Below are 15476 nucleotides of genomic sequence, written 5' to 3' on the forward strand. Positions count from 1 at the left end.
GATACGTTTTGCGTCCAGGTGCGGACGACGCGAATGGCGATCCACAGCTTCAGGGACGAGCGGGCGAAGGCGATCTTTGACGGGGTCAATCCCGGCAAGGGTTTCCCTTCCGACCTGCTGCGTCCGGCGAAGCGGAAACTGGAGATGCTGCAAGCGGCGACCGTTCTGGACGATCTCCGGATTCCTCCAGGCAATCGCTTGGAGGCGCTTTCAGGCGATCGGACGGGGCAGCATTCGATCCGCGTGAACGACCAGTTTCGTCTGGTGTTTAGGTGGACCGAGGCTGGCCCGGCCGACGTGGAGTTCGTCGACTATCACTAGTGAGGTTCGAGAAACCTCTGGGCTACCGAGCGGCATAGGCCGCGAGTGTTGCGGCAAAGGCCGCTGGGACCAGGGAGATTGCGATGACCAACATCGCCGACTCCGCAGATCCTCTGGCCCCGGTCCATCCGGGCGAGATTCTGCTGGAGGAGTTCATCAGGCCGTTCGGCCTTTCGCCGGGAAAGACGGCGACGCGTCTGCACATCGCACGGCCACGTATCGAGAAGCTGGTGCGCGGCCAGACACCGGTGACCGTCGATACGGCGCTGCGCCTGGAAAAGCTGTTCGGCGCCACTGCGCAGTTCTGGCTCAATCTCCAGACCCGCTACGATCTGGAGATGGCTAAGCGGACGCTGACGGACGACATAGCCACGATCGAACCGATCGAGGCCGCGGCTTAGCGGCCGAGTTAGTACACCCGCGGCGCCGGGCCCGTGTCGAACAGGCCGAGCCGCGTGCGGCCGTTCTCGAACTTCAGGGTGGCCGACAGGGTCGGGTCGCGGCCCAGGGCCTGGGCCACCGCCGCTGCTGCGGCTTCGGGACTCTTCAGCGCTTGGCCGGGCGTCGGGATCTCGCGGACCGTGACGTCCAGCGCGCCGCGCAGGCGGCCGTCGTCGTCCACCGTCAGCGCCCCGGACTTGGCTTCCAACAGCGCCTCGCCGGCGTTCAGCTTGCCCTGCTGGACAGTCAGCGTGCCGCCGGCGTCGGACCAGTCGTTGACCGCGTCGGACCAGCTGGTCCCGTGCAGGGCGCTGATCTTGCTGACCTTGGAATCCCAGATCAGGTCCGCGGTGCGGTCGGCGGCGATGCGGCCCAGCAGGCCGGTGAAGCGGGCTTTGGCGCCCTTGGCCTCGAAGAAGATCGCGCCCTGGTCGTCGGGACCGGGGCGGACGTGCAGTTGCAGGCCCGCCGTCGACAGCAGCGGGAACGGCGCGGCGCCGGCGACCGGCGTGAAGACCAGGTTCGCGCCCTCGACCGAGATTCGCGGCGGATACTGGTCGAAGCCGGCGAAGCTGGCGCGCAGGGCCTGGCCCGTGATGGCCACGTCGCCGTTGATCGGCCGGGTCATGACCACGCCCTGGGGCGCGACGACCACCCAATGGCCGATGTCGTAGGCGTTGGCCTCGCCGTTCAGTTCCGGCGCCCGCAGGGCCCAGCCCGAGGGCTCGGCGACCCGGGCGTTGACCAGCTTGACGTCCATGCGGAACGGGTAGCCGCTGAACGTCCGGCTTTCCCACGACATGTCGTAGCCGCGCGATTTCAGCGACAGGGCGGTGGCGTCCATCCGCTGCTCGGCCTGGCCGCGTAACCACAGCCATCCGATGCTCCATCCGATGGCGACGATGGCCAGGATGACGAAAGGGGCCAGCAGACCGCGACGCCGGGGCTTGCGGGACTGGGCGGCGGCGTTATGGGTCATGGAATGGGCGGCTCCGGTCGGGAACAGTGATGAGCTTGGTAGATAACGGGGCAGGCAGCGAAGACCGCTGGGTGTTCGGATATGGATCGCTGATGTGGCGGCCCGGGTTCCCGTTCATAGAGCGAAGAACGGCCGTGCTCCATGGGCGCCGCCGGGCCTTCTGCATCTATTCGGTCCACCACAGGGGCACCTATGAGCGGCCGGGCCTTGTGCTGGGCCTGGCGCCGGGCGGCGCGGTGCGCGGCGTGGCCTATCGGGTGGCCGGGGCGGAATGGCCCGAGGTCTACGCTTACTTGCGCGAACGCGAGCAGCCGACCGAGACCTATTTCGAGGCCTGGTCCGATCTGAAGATTGACGGAAACGGCAAGGTGAAGTCGCTGGTCTTCCTGTCGGACATGAAGCACGCCCAGTGGGCGGGCGCGCTGACCCTGGACCAGCAGGCCGAACTGATCGCCGGGGCCACCGGGTTGTCGGGCCGCAACATCGACTATCTGCGCGACCTGGTGATGCACCTGCGCGAGGACGGCGTACGCGACCACGCCATGGAGTCGCTGCTGAAGATGGTCGAAGCGCGCGAGGCGGCCTAGGGCCGGCCGGCCCGCAAGGCTTCCAACCGACCGTAGACCTCCGCCAGTCGTCGCTCGCAAATCTCGCGCAACGCCGGCGTCGCCGCTTGCTGCTTGTCCTGGGCGTCAGGGGCGAAGGCTTGCTCGGGCGTCTTGGCGTCGCGGACCGTCGCGGCGCGCATGGCTTGGGCCTCGGCTTCCGAAGGCGTCACCCCGAAGTGCGGCAGGACTTCCGTGAACAGCGCCTCGGGGAGCTGGCGGTAGTTCACCAGCCGCCCGCCGCCCGCCGGATAATGACGCGCCGCGCCTTCGCAGACCGCCGCCAGCACCCGGGCGCAGTAGTCGTCGTCGGGCACGCCGTCCGGCAGGTCGATCCCGAAGGTCGACGGCGGGACCAGGCTGGGCACCATCTGGACGCCCCGTCGCCGGGTCTGCGAGACCAGCACCTCGACCGGGTCGCGATACAGGAACACCCAGGGCGTGTCGGGAAAGGCGCGTCGGAACAGCGGCAGGTCCAGGCTGTGCCAGCAGTCCAGCTTGAGGAACAGGCGGGTCTCGCCGTTCCGCGCCTGGCCCAGGGCGGCGACCATGGCGCGCAGCAGGGCGACCTTGGCCTCGTCGTCGAGATCGGCGCGGCGGACGATCGCGTTGATCGGAGCGGCCTCGGACAGCACGACATTGGCCGGGGAGGCGGCCAGCATCTGCGCCGCGAGGGTCGAACCGCAGCGCGACATGTGGAAGATCAAGCCGGCGGGTTCCCGGGCGGGCAAGGCGTCGGCCCAGGCCGCCAGGTCGCCGAGCGGCGTACGGACGCCGAACAGCCGGCTGAAGGGCAGATGGCGTTGGCGGGTCAGGGAGTCGTGGAAGAACGACTCGGTCAGGCGCCGCCGGCCGAAGCGAAGCCAGGCGACGGTGGCGGGGTCGTCGATCTGGGCGAGGTCGACGGGCAGCCAGCCTGGCGAGGGCTTGAAACCGTCGACCAAAGGCGGTCGAGGCGGGGCATAGAGCAGGTCCTTCACCGTCTCGGCGTCCAGGTCGAGGTCCCTGGCCCTTGCCGCCTGGGCCAGCCGCGCGGCGAAGACCGCGAAGTCCTCGATGTCGCCCAGTTCGTCCTGGAGAGCAGGGGCCGGCAGAACCAGGGCGCGCAGGGACAGCAGCGCGTCCACCGCAGGCGTCTTGGTCTCCAGGCTCGCCGGCATCGCCTCTCCCGTCCGCACTTGTGAGGCCGCTCGCGGCTCGATAGCGTCACTGGATGGCGTTCCCGGACAGATTGCAACTGCCGCTGAGCTTCGACCCGGCCCTGCTGCGGCGCGACCTGGACGCCCTGTCGGCCACGCCCTGGACCGCGCACTTCGTCGAGCAGAACTACGAGGGCGACTGGAGCGTGATCCCGCTGCGCTGCGCGGCGGGCGAGACCCATCCGATCCGGATGATCTATTCGGACCCGACGGCCACGACCTTCGTCGACACGCCCATGCTGGCGGCCTGTCCCCATTTTCGCGCGGTGATCGCCGCCTTCGCCTGCCCGGTGCGCAATGTGCGGCTGATGCGGCTGACGCCGGGGTCGATCATCAAGGAGCACACCGACCTTGACCTGGGCGTCGAGGGCGGTGAGGCGCGTGTGCACATCCCGGTGACCACCAGTCCGGAGGTCGAGTTCCTGCTCAACCGAACGCGGGTCGAGATGAAACCGGGCGAGACCTGGTACCTGCGTCTCGGCGACCCGCACGCCGTGGCCAATCGCGGGTCCAGCGACCGCGTGCACCTGGTGCTGGACCTGGTGGTCGACGACTGGCTGACGGGGTTCTTCGACGAGGCCCTGGCGGAGGCCTAGAGCCCCTCGTCCTCCAGGGCCTTGGTCGCGGTGTCGATCCGGGTCTGCAGCTCGCGCATGAATTCGCCGCGCTTCAGGCCGGCGGGGATCGGGGGCAGGTATTCGAAGACGATCGTGCCGGGCGGCATCAGGAACTTGCCCCGGGGCCAGTGCACGCCGCAGTTCAGGGCCATCGGCGTGACCGGCAGGTTCAGCTCGCGATAGAGCGCCGCGATGCCGGGCTTGTAGTCGCCGGGCTGGCCGACCGCGCCGCGCGTGCCTTCGGGGAAGATCACGACTTGGCGGGTTTCCTTCATGCGGTTGACGGCGTCGCGCACCAGCTTCTTCAGCGCGGCCGAATGACCCGCGCGGTCGACGACGATCATGCCGGCCTTCAGACCGTGCCAGCCGAACAGCGGCACCATCAGCAGTTCCTTCTTCATCACGAAGCAGGCGTCGGGCAGCAGGGCGAACTGGCTGAAGACGTCGAACATCGACTGGTGGTTGGGCGCGACCAGCGCCGGCCCGGTCGGCCGGTATTGCTCGCCGCGCACCTCGACCTTGATGTCGGCCAGCCAGCGCAGGCCCCAGATCAGGCCCTTGGACCAGGTCGACAGCGACCAGGTGTTGGCGCGGCGGGGAAGGGGATAGGTGACGATCATGCCGATGGCCCAGGCCGCCGACCAGAGCCAGAAGAACAGCTGGAACAGGAACGAACGCAGATAGATCAAGACGCTTCCTTCGCCGGAGCCGGTCCGGCCTTTTCCTTGGGACCCAGGCTGAGGAACGCCTCACGGCCCAGGATCGCCAGGTACTTGCAGTATTCCACGATCATCCGCCGGGCGCTCGTGCCGCCTTTCCACCAGCGGTGGGCGTTCAGGCTCTCGGTGACCACGGGGTAGGGGTGCAGCTCCACGTCGGGCATGGCGGCGTGCAGCTCCAGCATCGAGCGCGGCATGTGGTAGTCGGCGGTGACCACGATCAGGCTGTGATAGTCCTTGGCCTTGGCCCACTCGGCGGACTCGCTGGCGTTGCCGATGGTGTCGGCGGCCGCGTAGCCCAGGTCGATGCAGCATTCGTAGATCGGCCGCACGGCCTTGGTCACGCCCAGCACGTCTTCGCGCGAGGCTTCCCGGTTGACGCCGGAGATCAGCAGGCGCTTGCCCTTGCCGGCTTCCAGCAGCTTGGTCGCCGCCTCCAGCCGCAGGTTCGAGGCGCCGGTCAGCGCCACCACCCCGTCCGACACCGGCGGTTCGGCGGGCGGCGTGGATTGGTCGACGCGGCTGGTGAAGGCCAGCAGGCCGACGAACCAGACCATCACCACGATCAGCAGCGCTGCGATGCTCTTCACGGCATGCCTCTCAACAGGCGCAGGGAAGCGGCGCGGGCCGCGATCCCGGCCACCAGCGCCGCCACCAACGGGCAGGGCAGGGGCGCCAGAAGATCGATCCAGGCCAGCGGCAGGACCGGCGTCAGTCCCTGGCCGCCCCCCGCGAGCCGCGCCGCCGCTCCGATCATGGCCGCGCTGGCCCCGCCCAGCAAGCCGGCGATGAAGGCCATGCCCGCGAAACGGTTCTGGAAGAGGTTGGCGATGAAGCCGTCCTCAGCGCCGGACAGGTGCAGCACCTCGACGATGTCGTGGCGCGCGGTCAGGGCGGCGCGGGTGGCGAACACGATCACGGCGGCGGCCGCGGTGGCGATCAGGGCGAACACGCCGATGGCGGCCCAGCCGGCCAGGCGCGCGGCGTGCTCGATGTCGGCGATCCAGCGGCTGTGGTCGTCGACCACGGCGTCGACATTGGCCTCCTTCAGCGCCTTGGTCAGGGCGGCGGCGGTGGCGGGGGCCTTGGGATCGAGGTCCAGGGTCACCAGGCGCGGCACGGGCAGGTCGGCGATCAGCGCCTCGCGGCCGATCCATGGCTCGAGCAGGGCCTCGGCCTTGTCCTTGGGCAGGGCGCGGGCCTCGCTGACGCCCTTGACGCCCGACAAGGTCTCGGCCGCGCGGGCCGCGGCGCTGTCGGGGCTTTCGCTGGCGCGGGGGCGGACCACCACGGTGGCCGAGCCCGTCAGTTGGGCGGTCCAGCCGGTGGCGGCGCGGGTCGAGGCGATCGCCGCCAGGGCCGTCAGGCAGGCCAGGAAGCACAGCACCGCGACCACGAACAGCAGCGAGCCGTCGCGCGCGTCGCGCGGCGGCAACAGCTTGCCGGGCTTCCAGCGGGCGACGGAGAACTCGCTCACGCGTCGTCCTCCTCGTCTTCGTAGTTGTCGTCGTCCTCGTAGGCGTAGGCCTGGCCGGGGTCCTCGTCGGCGAAATCGACCAGGCGGCCCTGCTCCAGATGCAGGGTGGGGCGGTTGGCGCGCGCCACCAGGTCCTCGTCGTGGGTGGCGATCAGCACCGTGGTGCCCAGGCGGTTCAGTTCGACAAATAGTCGCAGCAGGCGCAGCGACATGGCCGGATCGACATTGCCGGTCGGCTCGTCGGCCAGCAGCACGTCGGGGCGGTCGACCACGGCGCGGGCGATGGCCAGGCGTTGCTTCTCGCCGCCCGACAGGGTGGCGGGCAGGGCGTGCATGCGGTCGCCCAGGCCCACCCACTGCAGCAGCTCGGCGACGTCCTCGCGATAGGTGTTGGGCTTGCGGCCGGCGATGCGCAGCGGCAGGGCGGCGTTGTCGAACACCGACAGATGGTCCAGCAGGCGGAAGTCCTGGAACACCACCCCGATCCGGCGGCGGATGAACGGCAGGTCCTCGGGCCGGGTCAGGCTGATGTCGCGGCCGAACAGCTCGACGCGGCCTCGTGACGCACGGTGGGCCAGGTAGATCAGCTTGAGCAGCGAACTCTTTCCCGCGCCCGACGGGCCGGTGAGGAAATGGAAAGACCCTGGGTGTAGGGTGAACTTGAGATCGCTGAGCGTTTCCGGCCCGCGTCCGTACCGCATCGAAACACCTTCGAAGCGGACGACCGGGGCGGTGTCGCCATCCTGGACGTCATCGATGCGCAAGGGTGTGTCGCTGGGTCGTGTGGACATGGCTGGCAAAATCGGCGACCTCGTGTGTAGGAGCGGGGAGCGTCCGATTCGCGGCCATGATACTGACCTGCCCAGAGTGCGCCAGCCGCTATTTCGTCGATGACTCCAAGGTCGGCGCGGCTGGCCGTGTCGTGCGCTGCGCCTCCTGCGGCGCGCGCTGGACGGCGCGCAACGAAGAAGCCCTGGATCTGTTCGAAGAGCCTTCGGCCGCCGACCTGGCGTCCGAGCCGAACCTGACCGCGCTGGACGGCGCGTCCAACCCCGCCGACGATCCCGAGACCCCGGTCGACCAACTGCCGGGCGAGGAACTGCCCAAGGTGTTCCGGGCCCGCGCCGACGCCGAGCGCCGCCTGAAGGAAGCCAAGACCGCCGGCATCGTCTGGGGCGGCATGGTCGCGATGATGCTCCTGCTCATGGGCGGCGCCTGGCTCTACAACATCAAAATCGCCAAGCTATGGCCAAGCACGGCGGGGGCTTACGCCTTTGTGAACCATCCCGTGAACACCGTCGGCCTGGTGGTCGAGGACCTGAAGGCCGAGCCGACGATGCAGAACGGCCACGCGGCCATCACCATCACCGGCGTGCTGCGCAACATCACCGATCATCAGGTCGTCACGCCGCCGCTGCGCGTGGCCCTGCTGAACGAAAACGGCAAGCGGGTGGCCGGGAAGCTGGCCGCCGCCGCCGATCCGCTGATTCCGCCCAGCCAGACCCGGCACTTCTCGGTGACCCTGCTGGACCCGCCCCGCACGGCCAACACCCTGGAAATCGGCTTTGCCCTGGAGCCCGGCGCGGCCAAGCACGCCGGTCCGGCGGGCCATGTCGAGAAGGCCTCCAACCCCGAGGCGCCGTCGTTGCGCGGGGCCCAGGATCAGCCGGCCGAGCTGGCGGCGGGCGCGGAACCCGCGGCTCACGAGGCGCAAGGGGCTGGACATGAGGCCCCTGGTCATGAGACCGGAGCGGTCGAACCGGCCCCGGCCGACCATCATTGACCAAGAAATCCTGAAATGACCGAACGCCCCGCCCCCGAAGTCCTGATTTCTCAGGAAGAAATCGCCGAGCGGGTGGAAGCCCTGGCCAAGGCCATCGCCCCGCGCATCGACAACGACACCGTCGTCGTCTGCCTGCTGACCGGCGGCCTGTGGTTCGCCGCCGACCTGACCCGGGCCCTGTGGCGCGCCGGTCGCGACGTCCGCTTCGACGCCCTGTGGCTGGCCTCCTACCATGACGAACGCAAGAGCTCGGGCCGCTGCGAGGTCCGCGCCGACCTGCAGCGCCCGCTGATCGGCCGCCGCGCCCTGGTGGTCGACGACGTGCTCGACACCGGCCTGTCGCTGGGCGAGGCCGCCAAGCTGGTCAAGGACGCCGGCGCCAGCGAAGTCCTGACCGCCGTCTTCGCCCGCAAGCCCTGGGACAAGCCGCGCATCGAGCCCGACTTCATCGCCTGGGAAGCCCCGGCCCGCTACCTGGTCGGCTACGGCCTGGATGACGAAGGCAAGAGCCGCGGCCTGCCGTACATCGGCGCGATGGACTAAGACTGTCTTTGGGGGCGGTGGCTCACCCACTTGCCCCCACCTGACCGCTACGCGGTCTGTCCGCCCCCATAGGGGGCGGAGGACGCCGCGCACGGCTCCTCTTCCCCCTGTGGGGGAAGACGGTCGCGAAGCGACCCGTAGGGGGCAAGTGCTAGCCGCTTAAACCCACTCCGGCGTTACATCCCGCGCCAGCATCTCCTCGTACGACGGCCGCGCGCGGATCACCGCGAACCGGTCGCCGTCGACCAGCACCTCGGGCACCAGCGGACGGGTGTTGTACTCGCTGGCCATGGCCGCGCCGTAGGCTCCAGCCGACATGAAGGCCACCAGGTCGCCGGGCCCGAACGGCGGCAAGGCGCGGTCGCGGGTGAAGGTGTCGCCGGTCTCGCAGATCGGGCCGACGACGTCGTAGGTCGTCTCGCCGCCGCGCTTGATGACCGGCCGGATGTCGTGGAAGGCATCGTACATGGCCGGCCGCACCAGGTCGTTCATGGCCGCGTCGATGACCAGGAACTTGCGGCCTTCCGGACGCTCGTGGACGTGGATGACCTCCGACACCAGCACGCCGGCGTTGGCGGCGATGACGCGGCCGGGCTCGAAGGCCAGCGTCACGGGCAGGCCCTTGGTGACCTCGCCGACCATCTTGGCGAAGTCCGCCGGCGACGGCGGTTCGGGGTGGTTGAAATAGGGCACGCCCAGGCCGCCGCCCAGGTCCAGCCGTTCGACGTGCAGGCCTTCGCCCAGCAGCTGTTCGACCAGGCCCCGCATCTTGGTGAAGGCCTGGCGCATCGGCGTCAGGTCGGTGATCTGGCTGCCGATATGGCAGGCCACGCCGATCGGCTCCAGATTGGCGTTGTTGCTGGCGTTGGCGTAGAGGCGCGCGGCCTCGGCGAACGACACGCCGAACTTGTTCTCGGACTTGCCGGTGGCGATCTTGGCGTGGCCTCCAGCCGCGACGTCGGGATTGACCCGGAACGCCACCTTGGCCTTGACGCCCAGCTCGGCCGCGACGGCCGCGATCAGGTTCAGCTCGGGCTCGGATTCGACGTTGATCTCGGCGACCCCGGCCCGCAGCGCGAAGGCGATCTCGCCGCGCTTCTTGCCCACGCCCGAGAACACGATCCGCTCGCCGGGGATGCCGGCGGCCAGGGCGCGGCGGACCTCGCCCTCCGAGACCGTGTCGGCGCCGGCGCCCAGATTGCCCAGCACCTTCAGCACCGCGACGTTGGAATTGGCCTTCACCGCGTAGGCGATCAGCGGGTCGACGACACCGGCGGCGGCCAGGGCGTCGCGGAACACCGTGAAGTGCCGCTCCAGGGTGGCGCGAGAATAGACATAGACCGGCGTGCCGACCTCGCTGGCGATCTTGGCCAACGGGACGCCTTCGCAGGCCAGGCCTTCGGGGCCGTATTCGAAATGGTTCAAGGGTCTTCGGGGCTCTCTGGAACTTCAGCCCCCAACCTCCGTCTTCCCGGCGAAGGCCGGGATCCAGATTCATCAGGGGCCTCTCATGGCTTCACCTGGGCCCCGGCCTTCGCCGGGGAGACGGGAACCAATGCAAACTTGGTGAGGTCGTCAGTTGGGCTGCGAGCTGGGGAAGCCGGCGCCCGACGGGCCGCCGAAGGGGTCGGACTGGGTGCCGCCCAGGGGCGCGGCGCGGGTCGTGCGGTTGCTCGACGCCGGGTCCATGTTCTCCTGGGTGCCGTTGGCGCGAGCCGGCTGGTTGGCGGTGGCCGAACCCTTGCGGCGCTCGGCCTCGTAGGCGGCCTTCTTCTGGGCGTTCCACAGCGGGGCGGGACGCTCCAGCTCGGCCTGCTTGCCGCAGGCGGTCGTGGTCAGGGCCAGGGCGGCGATGGCGAGAACGGTGAGAGGGCGGATCATCCGAGCAGTTCCTTCCAACGCGCGATCTGGGCGCGAACCTGGGCGGGAGCGGTCCCGCCATAACTCATCCGGCTGGCCGCCGAGGCGGCGGGCGTGAGCACGGTGTAGATGTCAGAGGTGATGCGCGGCTCGATCGCCTGCAAGTCGGCAAGCGCCAGTTCCGCCAGATCGACGCCCTTCGTCTCCGCCGCCTTCACGGCCGAGCCTGTCACGTGGTGGGCGTCGCGGAAAGGCATGTTCAGTTCGCGGACCAGCCAATCGGCCAGGTCCGTGGCCGTCGAGAAGCCCGCGCCGGCGGCGGCGGCCATCTTTTCGGTGTTCGGGGTCAGGTCCGACACCATGCCGGCCATGGCCAGCAAGGAAAGCTCCAGGGCGTCGAACGCCTCGAAGGTCGGGACCTTGTCCTCCTGCATGTCCTTGGAATAGGCCAGCGGCAGGCCCTTCATGACCACGGTCAGGGTGGTGAGCGAGCCCAGGATGCGGCCGACCTTGGCGCGGATCAGCTCGGCCGCGTCGGGGTTCTTCTTCTGCGGCATGATCGAGCTGCCGGTCGTGAAGGCGTCGGTCAGCTTGATGAAGCCGAACATCGGCGTCGTCCACAGCACGATCTCCTCGGCCAGGCGCGACAGGTGCGTGGCGGTGATCGAGGCGGCGGACAGGGCCTCCAGGGCGAAGTCGCGGGCCGAGACGCTGTCCAGCGAGTTGGCGGTCGGGCGGTCGAAGCCCAGGGTCGCGGCTGTCTGGTGGCGGTCGATCGGGAAGGGCGAGCCGGCCAGGGCCGCGGCGCCCAGCGGACACTCGTTCATCCGGGCGCGGGCGTCGCGGAAGCGCGAGGCGTCGCGGCCGAACATCTCGACATAGGCCATCAGGTGATGGCCGAAGGTCACCGGCTGGGCCGGCTGCAGGTGGGTGAAGCCCGGCATCAGGGCGTCGGCATGGGCCTCGGCCTGGGCGATCAGGGCGCGCTGCAGCGCCTCCAGCTGGCCCGCCGAACGCTCGCAGGCCTCGCGCACCCACAGGCGGAAGTCGACGGCCACCTGGTCGTTGCGCGAGCGGGCGGTGTGCAGCCGGCCGGCCGTGGGGCCGATCAGCTCGCGCAGCCGCGCCTCGATGTTCATGTGGATGTCTTCGTATTCGTCGCGGAACGGGAAGGCCCCGGCGGTGATCTCGCCCTCGATGGCGTCCAGGCCCTTGAGGATTTCCTCGCCGTCCTCCCTTGCAATCACGCCTTGGCTGATCAACATCCGCGCATGGGCGCGGGAGCCCGCCAGGTCCTGCGCCCACAGGCGCTTGTCGAAGCCGATGCTGACATTGATCGCCTGCATCAGCTCCGCCGGCTTGGCCGAGAACCTGCCGCCCCACATGGCTTGGCCCTGGCCGTTCGCGGCGGGCTTATCAGAGGCGTTGTCGGTCATATGAGCGAATTCCAGTCGGACAGGGAAGAAGCCGCGCGCAAGCTCGGCCCGCTGAAGTGGGTGATCGGCGCCGTTCTGCTGATCGGCGTCGCGGCGGTTCTATACGTCATCGCTTCGGCTTCATTCAAACCCGCAGGCGCTCTCGACCTCAACGAATTCAAGAAAGCGTCCTTAGTAAAGCTGGACGTCCCCGCCCAGCCGCGCGCCGCGCCGGCCACGGTGTTCACCGACGGGGCCGGAAAGCCCCACACCCTGGCCGATTTCAAGGGTCAGGTCGTGGTCATGAACCTCTGGGCCACGTGGTGCGCGCCCTGCAAGGCGGAGATGCCGACCCTGGCCAAGCTGCAGGCCGCCTACGCGACCCAGCCGCTGAAGGTGCTGCCGATCAGCGTCGACCGCGACAGCGACCTCAACCTGGTCCAGGCCGAGATGGCCGCCAACCCGCCGCTGCAGGTCTGGCGCGACCCGGGCTACAAGCTGTCGTTCCAGCTGGACCCGCGCGCCGCCGGCTATCCGACCACCGTCATCTACGACAAGCAAGGCCGCGAGCGCGCCCGGATGGCGGGTCCCGCCGAGTGGGACAGCCCGGAAGCCCGCGCCCTGGTCGAGGCGCTCCTGCGCGAGCACTGACCCAAAAGCCGAGAAAGCGGAGGCTGCACGCTTAAGCATACCGATGTTTTTTGAATTGACCCCTCAACGGGTGCGTGTCCACTGTGCCGTGCAATCCTGGATTTGGGCCTGCGAACGCTACCCGGACGACTGAGATTGTTACCCGCCCGCTTGTCCGGGCATCGATAGGCTTGGGTCTAGGGAGATATCCACATGGCGACCGGCGTGGTGAAATGGTTCAACGGCACCAAGGGCTTCGGCTTCATCCAGCCCGATGACGGCGGCAAGGACGTGTTCGTCCACATCAGCGCCGTCGAGCGAGCGGGCCTGCGCAGCCTGGACGAAGGCCAGAAGGTCAGCTTCGACACCGCCGAGGAGCGCGGCAAGATCGCGGCGAACAATCTGAAGCCGCTCTAGGCTCGAACTTCGGGCGATTTCGCTCGATATGCGAATTTGAAGGGCGCTGGCTCCAACGAGCCGGCGCCCTTCTGCTATGTAGGAATCGATGACCGTCGATCCCCGTCTCCTCGAAACCGTCGCCGATCGCGCCTGGCCGGCGCGCCGGAGCGGGGCGCTGGGCGGTTGGCGGCTGAACGCCTCGGACGGCTGGTCGCTGCGCATCAACGCCTGCTGGCCGCTGGGCGAGCCCGACCGGCCGATCGACGAGGCCATCGACGCGGCCGAGGCCTTCTACGCCGCCCGGGGACTGCCCGCCCGCTTCAAGCTGTCGGACGGGGCGGTGGTCCCGGCCAACCTGTCCGAACACCTGCGCGCCCGCGGTTATCGGCCGACCCACGGCACCCTGGTGATGGTGGGCGAGGCTTCGGGGATGATCGCGGGGGCGACGGACGTGGCCGTGATCCTGTCCGACGCGCCGGACCCGGCCTTCGAGGCCGTGCTGACCGCCAGCGCCGCCGGCAACGCCGCCGAGGCCCGCGAGCGGATGGACGCCCTGGCCCGCATCCCCGCGCCGGCCCGCTTCGCGCGGCTGGACCTGGGCGGCGAGGTCGCGGCCCTGGGGGCCAGCGCCATCGACGGCGAGTGGGCGGGAATCTTCGGCATGCGCACCCTGCCGGGTCATCGCCGCAAGGGCCTGGCCAGCCGGGTCCTGGCGGCCCTGCTGCACGAGGCCCGTTCGCTCGGCGCCCGCCGCGCCTATCTGCAGGTCGAGGCCGACAACGCCCCGGCCATCGCGCTCTACAGCGGCCTGGGCTTCGTGCCGGCCTATGGCTATCGCTACTGGGTGGTCGAATAGTCGTCAGACGGCCCGCTTGATGATCGCCGCGAACAGGGCGACGCCGGCCGCGGCCAGCAGCAGCGACATGAACAGCACCGACCGGCCCAGGCGGAACGCGCCGGTCGTCTGCACATTGCGGATCGTCACCCAGTAGTCGAGCACGCCCAGCACCATGCAGGCGGTGCCCATCGCGACCAGGAACAGGCCGACCCTCTGCGGGCTTTCGGGACGCGCCAGGGCGCCCGCCTTGGCGGCGGTCTCCAGGAACTTGTAGATCGTGAAGCCGAAGCTGAGCATCGACAGCGAGGTGCGCAGCCAGGCCATCAGCGTCCGGTCCGCCGCCAGCACGGTGCGCATGGCGCCGAGATCGGCGGGCAGGGCGGGCGGGCGATGCTTGGGGCTATCGGTCATGGCGAGCTCTATTTCGGATAGAGGAAGGTGGCGATGAACCTCAGGCCCCATTCCGGTCCGACCCCGTCCTGGGCCGCATAGCCCCGCACGCCGCCGCCCAGCGACACCCGCTGGCCGCCGAACTTGTAGACCTGGCTGACCGTCAGGTTGATCGGCACGGTCCAGCCCTTGGTCTTCCAGTTGTAGGTGCTCTCGGCGTTGATCCCGAAGGTCGTCGCCTTGGGCGTGGTGTAGCTGAGGAAGGGCTGGATGAAGGTCTGGCTGACGTCGGGCCGGTCGTGGCCGCCGGCGTCGGCGAACGACCAGATGTGGTTGGCCAGCACGCCGTAGGTATAGCCGTGCTGCTGCTTGAGCACCAAGGCGGTGGGGCCCGCGCCCCACTTCTTGGTCCCCAGATCCGATTCGCCGGTCGGCCACAGGATGGCGGGGCCGACCGCCCAGACCAGGCCGTCGTGCTCGGCCTTCGGCGAGAAGAAGAAGCTCTGGGTGACGTCGCTGAACCCGAACGCCGTGTCGTCGCCGGGATAGGCGTGCTCCTTCTTCACCACCGGCACGATGGTGCGGACGATCAGGTTCCAGTCCTGGTTCAGCGAAAACGGGACCACCGGCTGGATGTTGAGCGTGTAGCGCCCGCCGTCCTCGGGGCCGTAGCAGCAGTCGTAGTTCTGCTGGAACGGCACGCTGATCAGGTTGGCGACCGGATTGGACAGCTTCTTGGCCAGCTCGGCGCTGTCGTCCTGGGCGTTGGCCAGGGCGGGGGCGAGGCAGCAGGCGAGCGTGGCGAGCTGGAGCGTCCGGCGACCGTGGCGCCGAAGAGAAGAGCGACGCTGATGCACTGTTGAGCCTCCACCGGGGCGGTACGAACCCTGGAGCGACTATCCGGTCCGCCACAGGGACGCGCCATGGTGCGGAGTCCCATTGGCGCATCGGAAATCCCCGGATAGGGCGCCGGGAGATGTGCTGGCGGGGATGGAGCGGCTTGGGTCCCCGTCGGGATCGCGAAGAATCCCAACGATCCCAATGGCCTTCAGAAAAAGCAGCGTCACCGGTCCTCGGCGCTGAAACCGCCCGTATCCTGATCTCACCTCGCCGCATGGAAAGGGCGCAAGGCCAGCGACCGATGCGGCGGCGGGGGGCGATCGAGCGGGACTGGGCTGGAGGGGGTTACTTCAGCGTGTCCGGGGACTCCTGTCGTTGGGGAGCCCGCCCGCCGTCGGCGTCGAACGGGGACAAAGCGCG

20 protein-coding genes are annotated in these 15476 nt (G+C 69.2%); 9 read left to right on the top strand and 11 right to left on the bottom strand.

Annotated elements, in window-relative coordinates; genetic code table 11:
• Positions 1-33 precede the first annotated feature (33 nt).
• Both AC1DYP_RS11590 and AC1DYP_RS11595 read left to right on the top strand, forming a co-directional pair.
• The gene (locus AC1DYP_RS11590; protein WP_477046457.1) at positions 34-321 is read left to right on the top strand and encodes a type II toxin-antitoxin system RelE/ParE family toxin; all 288 of its coding nucleotides are present in this window, start codon (positions 34-36) and stop codon (positions 319-321) included.
• Between the two features lie 83 nt (positions 322-404).
• A complete protein-coding gene (locus tag AC1DYP_RS11595) occupies positions 405-722 on the top strand; it encodes a HigA family addiction module antitoxin (protein ID WP_477035428.1) in 318 nt (105 codons plus the stop codon).
• An 8-nt stretch (positions 723-730) separates the two neighbouring features.
• On the opposite strand, the gene AC1DYP_RS11600 is transcribed toward AC1DYP_RS11595, so the two are convergent.
• Positions 731-1741, bottom strand: coding sequence for a DUF2125 domain-containing protein (locus AC1DYP_RS11600; RefSeq protein ID WP_477046458.1), 1011 nt, complete (start codon positions 1739-1741; stop codon positions 731-733).
• Positions 1742-1770: 29 nt separating this feature from the next.
• Between AC1DYP_RS11600 and AC1DYP_RS11605 the strand changes: the two genes are divergently transcribed.
• Complete coding sequence (locus AC1DYP_RS11605) at positions 1771-2328, top strand: gamma-glutamylcyclotransferase (protein ID WP_477046459.1); 558 nt, start codon at positions 1771-1773, stop codon at positions 2326-2328.
• Here AC1DYP_RS11605 and AC1DYP_RS11610 read toward each other — a convergent pair.
• On the bottom strand, positions 2325-3506 hold the full coding sequence (locus tag AC1DYP_RS11610; protein WP_477046460.1) for an aspartyl beta-hydroxylase: 1182 nt from the start codon (positions 3504-3506) through the stop codon (positions 2325-2327). The genes AC1DYP_RS11605 and AC1DYP_RS11610 overlap by 4 nt on opposite strands.
• 53 nt (positions 3507-3559) lie before the next feature.
• Between AC1DYP_RS11610 and AC1DYP_RS11615 the strand changes: the two genes are divergently transcribed.
• Positions 3560-4141, top strand: a complete 582-nt coding sequence (locus AC1DYP_RS11615) for an aspartyl/asparaginyl beta-hydroxylase domain-containing protein (RefSeq protein WP_477046461.1) — start codon at positions 3560-3562, stop codon at positions 4139-4141.
• Here AC1DYP_RS11615 and AC1DYP_RS11620 read toward each other — a convergent pair.
• The 4 genes from AC1DYP_RS11620 to ftsE are packed head-to-tail and all read right to left on the bottom strand — an operon-like array spanning position 4138 to position 7122.
• Entirely contained in the window at positions 4138-4851 is a 714-nt protein-coding gene (locus AC1DYP_RS11620) for a lysophospholipid acyltransferase family protein (RefSeq protein ID WP_477046462.1), read from the bottom strand. The genes AC1DYP_RS11615 and AC1DYP_RS11620 overlap by 4 nt on opposite strands.
• Positions 4848-5471 carry a YdcF family protein gene (locus AC1DYP_RS11625; protein WP_477046463.1) on the bottom strand — a complete coding sequence of 208 codons (624 nt, stop codon included), beginning with the start codon at positions 5469-5471 and terminating at the stop codon, positions 4848-4850. The genes AC1DYP_RS11620 and AC1DYP_RS11625 overlap by 4 nt, the downstream gene beginning before the upstream one ends.
• Positions 5468-6358: a cell division protein FtsX gene (locus AC1DYP_RS11630; RefSeq protein WP_477035435.1), complete on the bottom strand. Its 891-nt coding sequence runs from the start codon at positions 6356-6358 to the stop codon at positions 5468-5470. Before AC1DYP_RS11630 ends, AC1DYP_RS11625 begins: the two co-directional genes overlap by 4 nt.
• Entirely contained in the window at positions 6355-7122 is a 768-nt protein-coding gene (ftsE, locus tag AC1DYP_RS11635) for a cell division ATP-binding protein FtsE (RefSeq protein ID WP_477035436.1), read from the bottom strand. The genes AC1DYP_RS11630 and ftsE overlap by 4 nt, the downstream gene beginning before the upstream one ends.
• Before the next feature lie 83 nt (positions 7123-7205).
• Here ftsE and AC1DYP_RS11640 point away from each other — a divergent pair, with 83 nt between their 5' ends.
• Both AC1DYP_RS11640 and AC1DYP_RS11645 read left to right on the top strand, forming a co-directional pair.
• The gene (locus AC1DYP_RS11640) at positions 7206-8141 is read left to right on the top strand and encodes a DUF3426 domain-containing protein (protein WP_477046464.1); all 936 of its coding nucleotides are present in this window, start codon (positions 7206-7208) and stop codon (positions 8139-8141) included.
• Positions 8142-8156: 15 nt separating this feature from the next.
• Positions 8157-8684: a phosphoribosyltransferase gene (locus AC1DYP_RS11645; RefSeq protein ID WP_477035438.1), complete on the top strand. Its 528-nt coding sequence runs from the start codon at positions 8157-8159 to the stop codon at positions 8682-8684.
• Between the two features lie 159 nt (positions 8685-8843).
• On the opposite strand, the gene lysA is transcribed toward AC1DYP_RS11645, so the two are convergent.
• The 3 genes from lysA to argH form a co-directional block, all read right to left on the bottom strand.
• On the bottom strand, positions 8844-10109 hold the full coding sequence (gene lysA, locus AC1DYP_RS11650; RefSeq protein WP_477046465.1) for a diaminopimelate decarboxylase: 1266 nt from the start codon (positions 10107-10109) through the stop codon (positions 8844-8846).
• Between the two features lie 150 nt (positions 10110-10259).
• Positions 10260-10565: a hypothetical protein gene (locus AC1DYP_RS11655; protein ID WP_477046466.1), complete on the bottom strand. Its 306-nt coding sequence runs from the start codon at positions 10563-10565 to the stop codon at positions 10260-10262.
• Positions 10562-11980: an argininosuccinate lyase gene (gene argH, locus AC1DYP_RS11660; RefSeq protein ID WP_477046467.1), complete on the bottom strand. Its 1419-nt coding sequence runs from the start codon at positions 11978-11980 to the stop codon at positions 10562-10564. The genes AC1DYP_RS11655 and argH overlap by 4 nt, the downstream gene beginning before the upstream one ends.
• On the opposite strand from argH, the gene AC1DYP_RS11665 reads away from it, so the two are divergent.
• From AC1DYP_RS11665 to AC1DYP_RS11675, 3 genes are all read left to right on the top strand, one after another.
• On the top strand, positions 11981-12610 hold the full coding sequence (locus AC1DYP_RS11665; RefSeq protein ID WP_477035443.1) for a TlpA family protein disulfide reductase: 630 nt from the start codon (positions 11981-11983) through the stop codon (positions 12608-12610).
• Positions 12611-12802: 192 nt separating this feature from the next.
• Entirely contained in the window at positions 12803-13006 is a 204-nt protein-coding gene (locus AC1DYP_RS11670; protein WP_056723728.1) for a cold-shock protein, read from the top strand.
• An 88-nt stretch (positions 13007-13094) separates the two neighbouring features.
• On the top strand, positions 13095-13844 hold the full coding sequence (locus AC1DYP_RS11675; RefSeq protein WP_477035444.1) for a GNAT family N-acetyltransferase: 750 nt from the start codon (positions 13095-13097) through the stop codon (positions 13842-13844).
• A 3-nt stretch (positions 13845-13847) separates the two neighbouring features.
• On the opposite strand, the gene AC1DYP_RS11680 is transcribed toward AC1DYP_RS11675, so the two are convergent.
• A complete protein-coding gene (locus AC1DYP_RS11680; protein WP_477046468.1) occupies positions 13848-14237 on the bottom strand; it encodes a YidH family protein in 390 nt (129 codons plus the stop codon).
• An 8-nt stretch (positions 14238-14245) separates the two neighbouring features.
• Positions 14246-15073: a hypothetical protein gene (locus AC1DYP_RS11685; protein WP_477046469.1), complete on the bottom strand. Its 828-nt coding sequence runs from the start codon at positions 15071-15073 to the stop codon at positions 14246-14248.
• Positions 15074-15476: the final 403 nt, after the last annotated feature.

The sequence above is a fragment of the Caulobacter sp. P1_D6 genome, assembly GCF_056406095.1.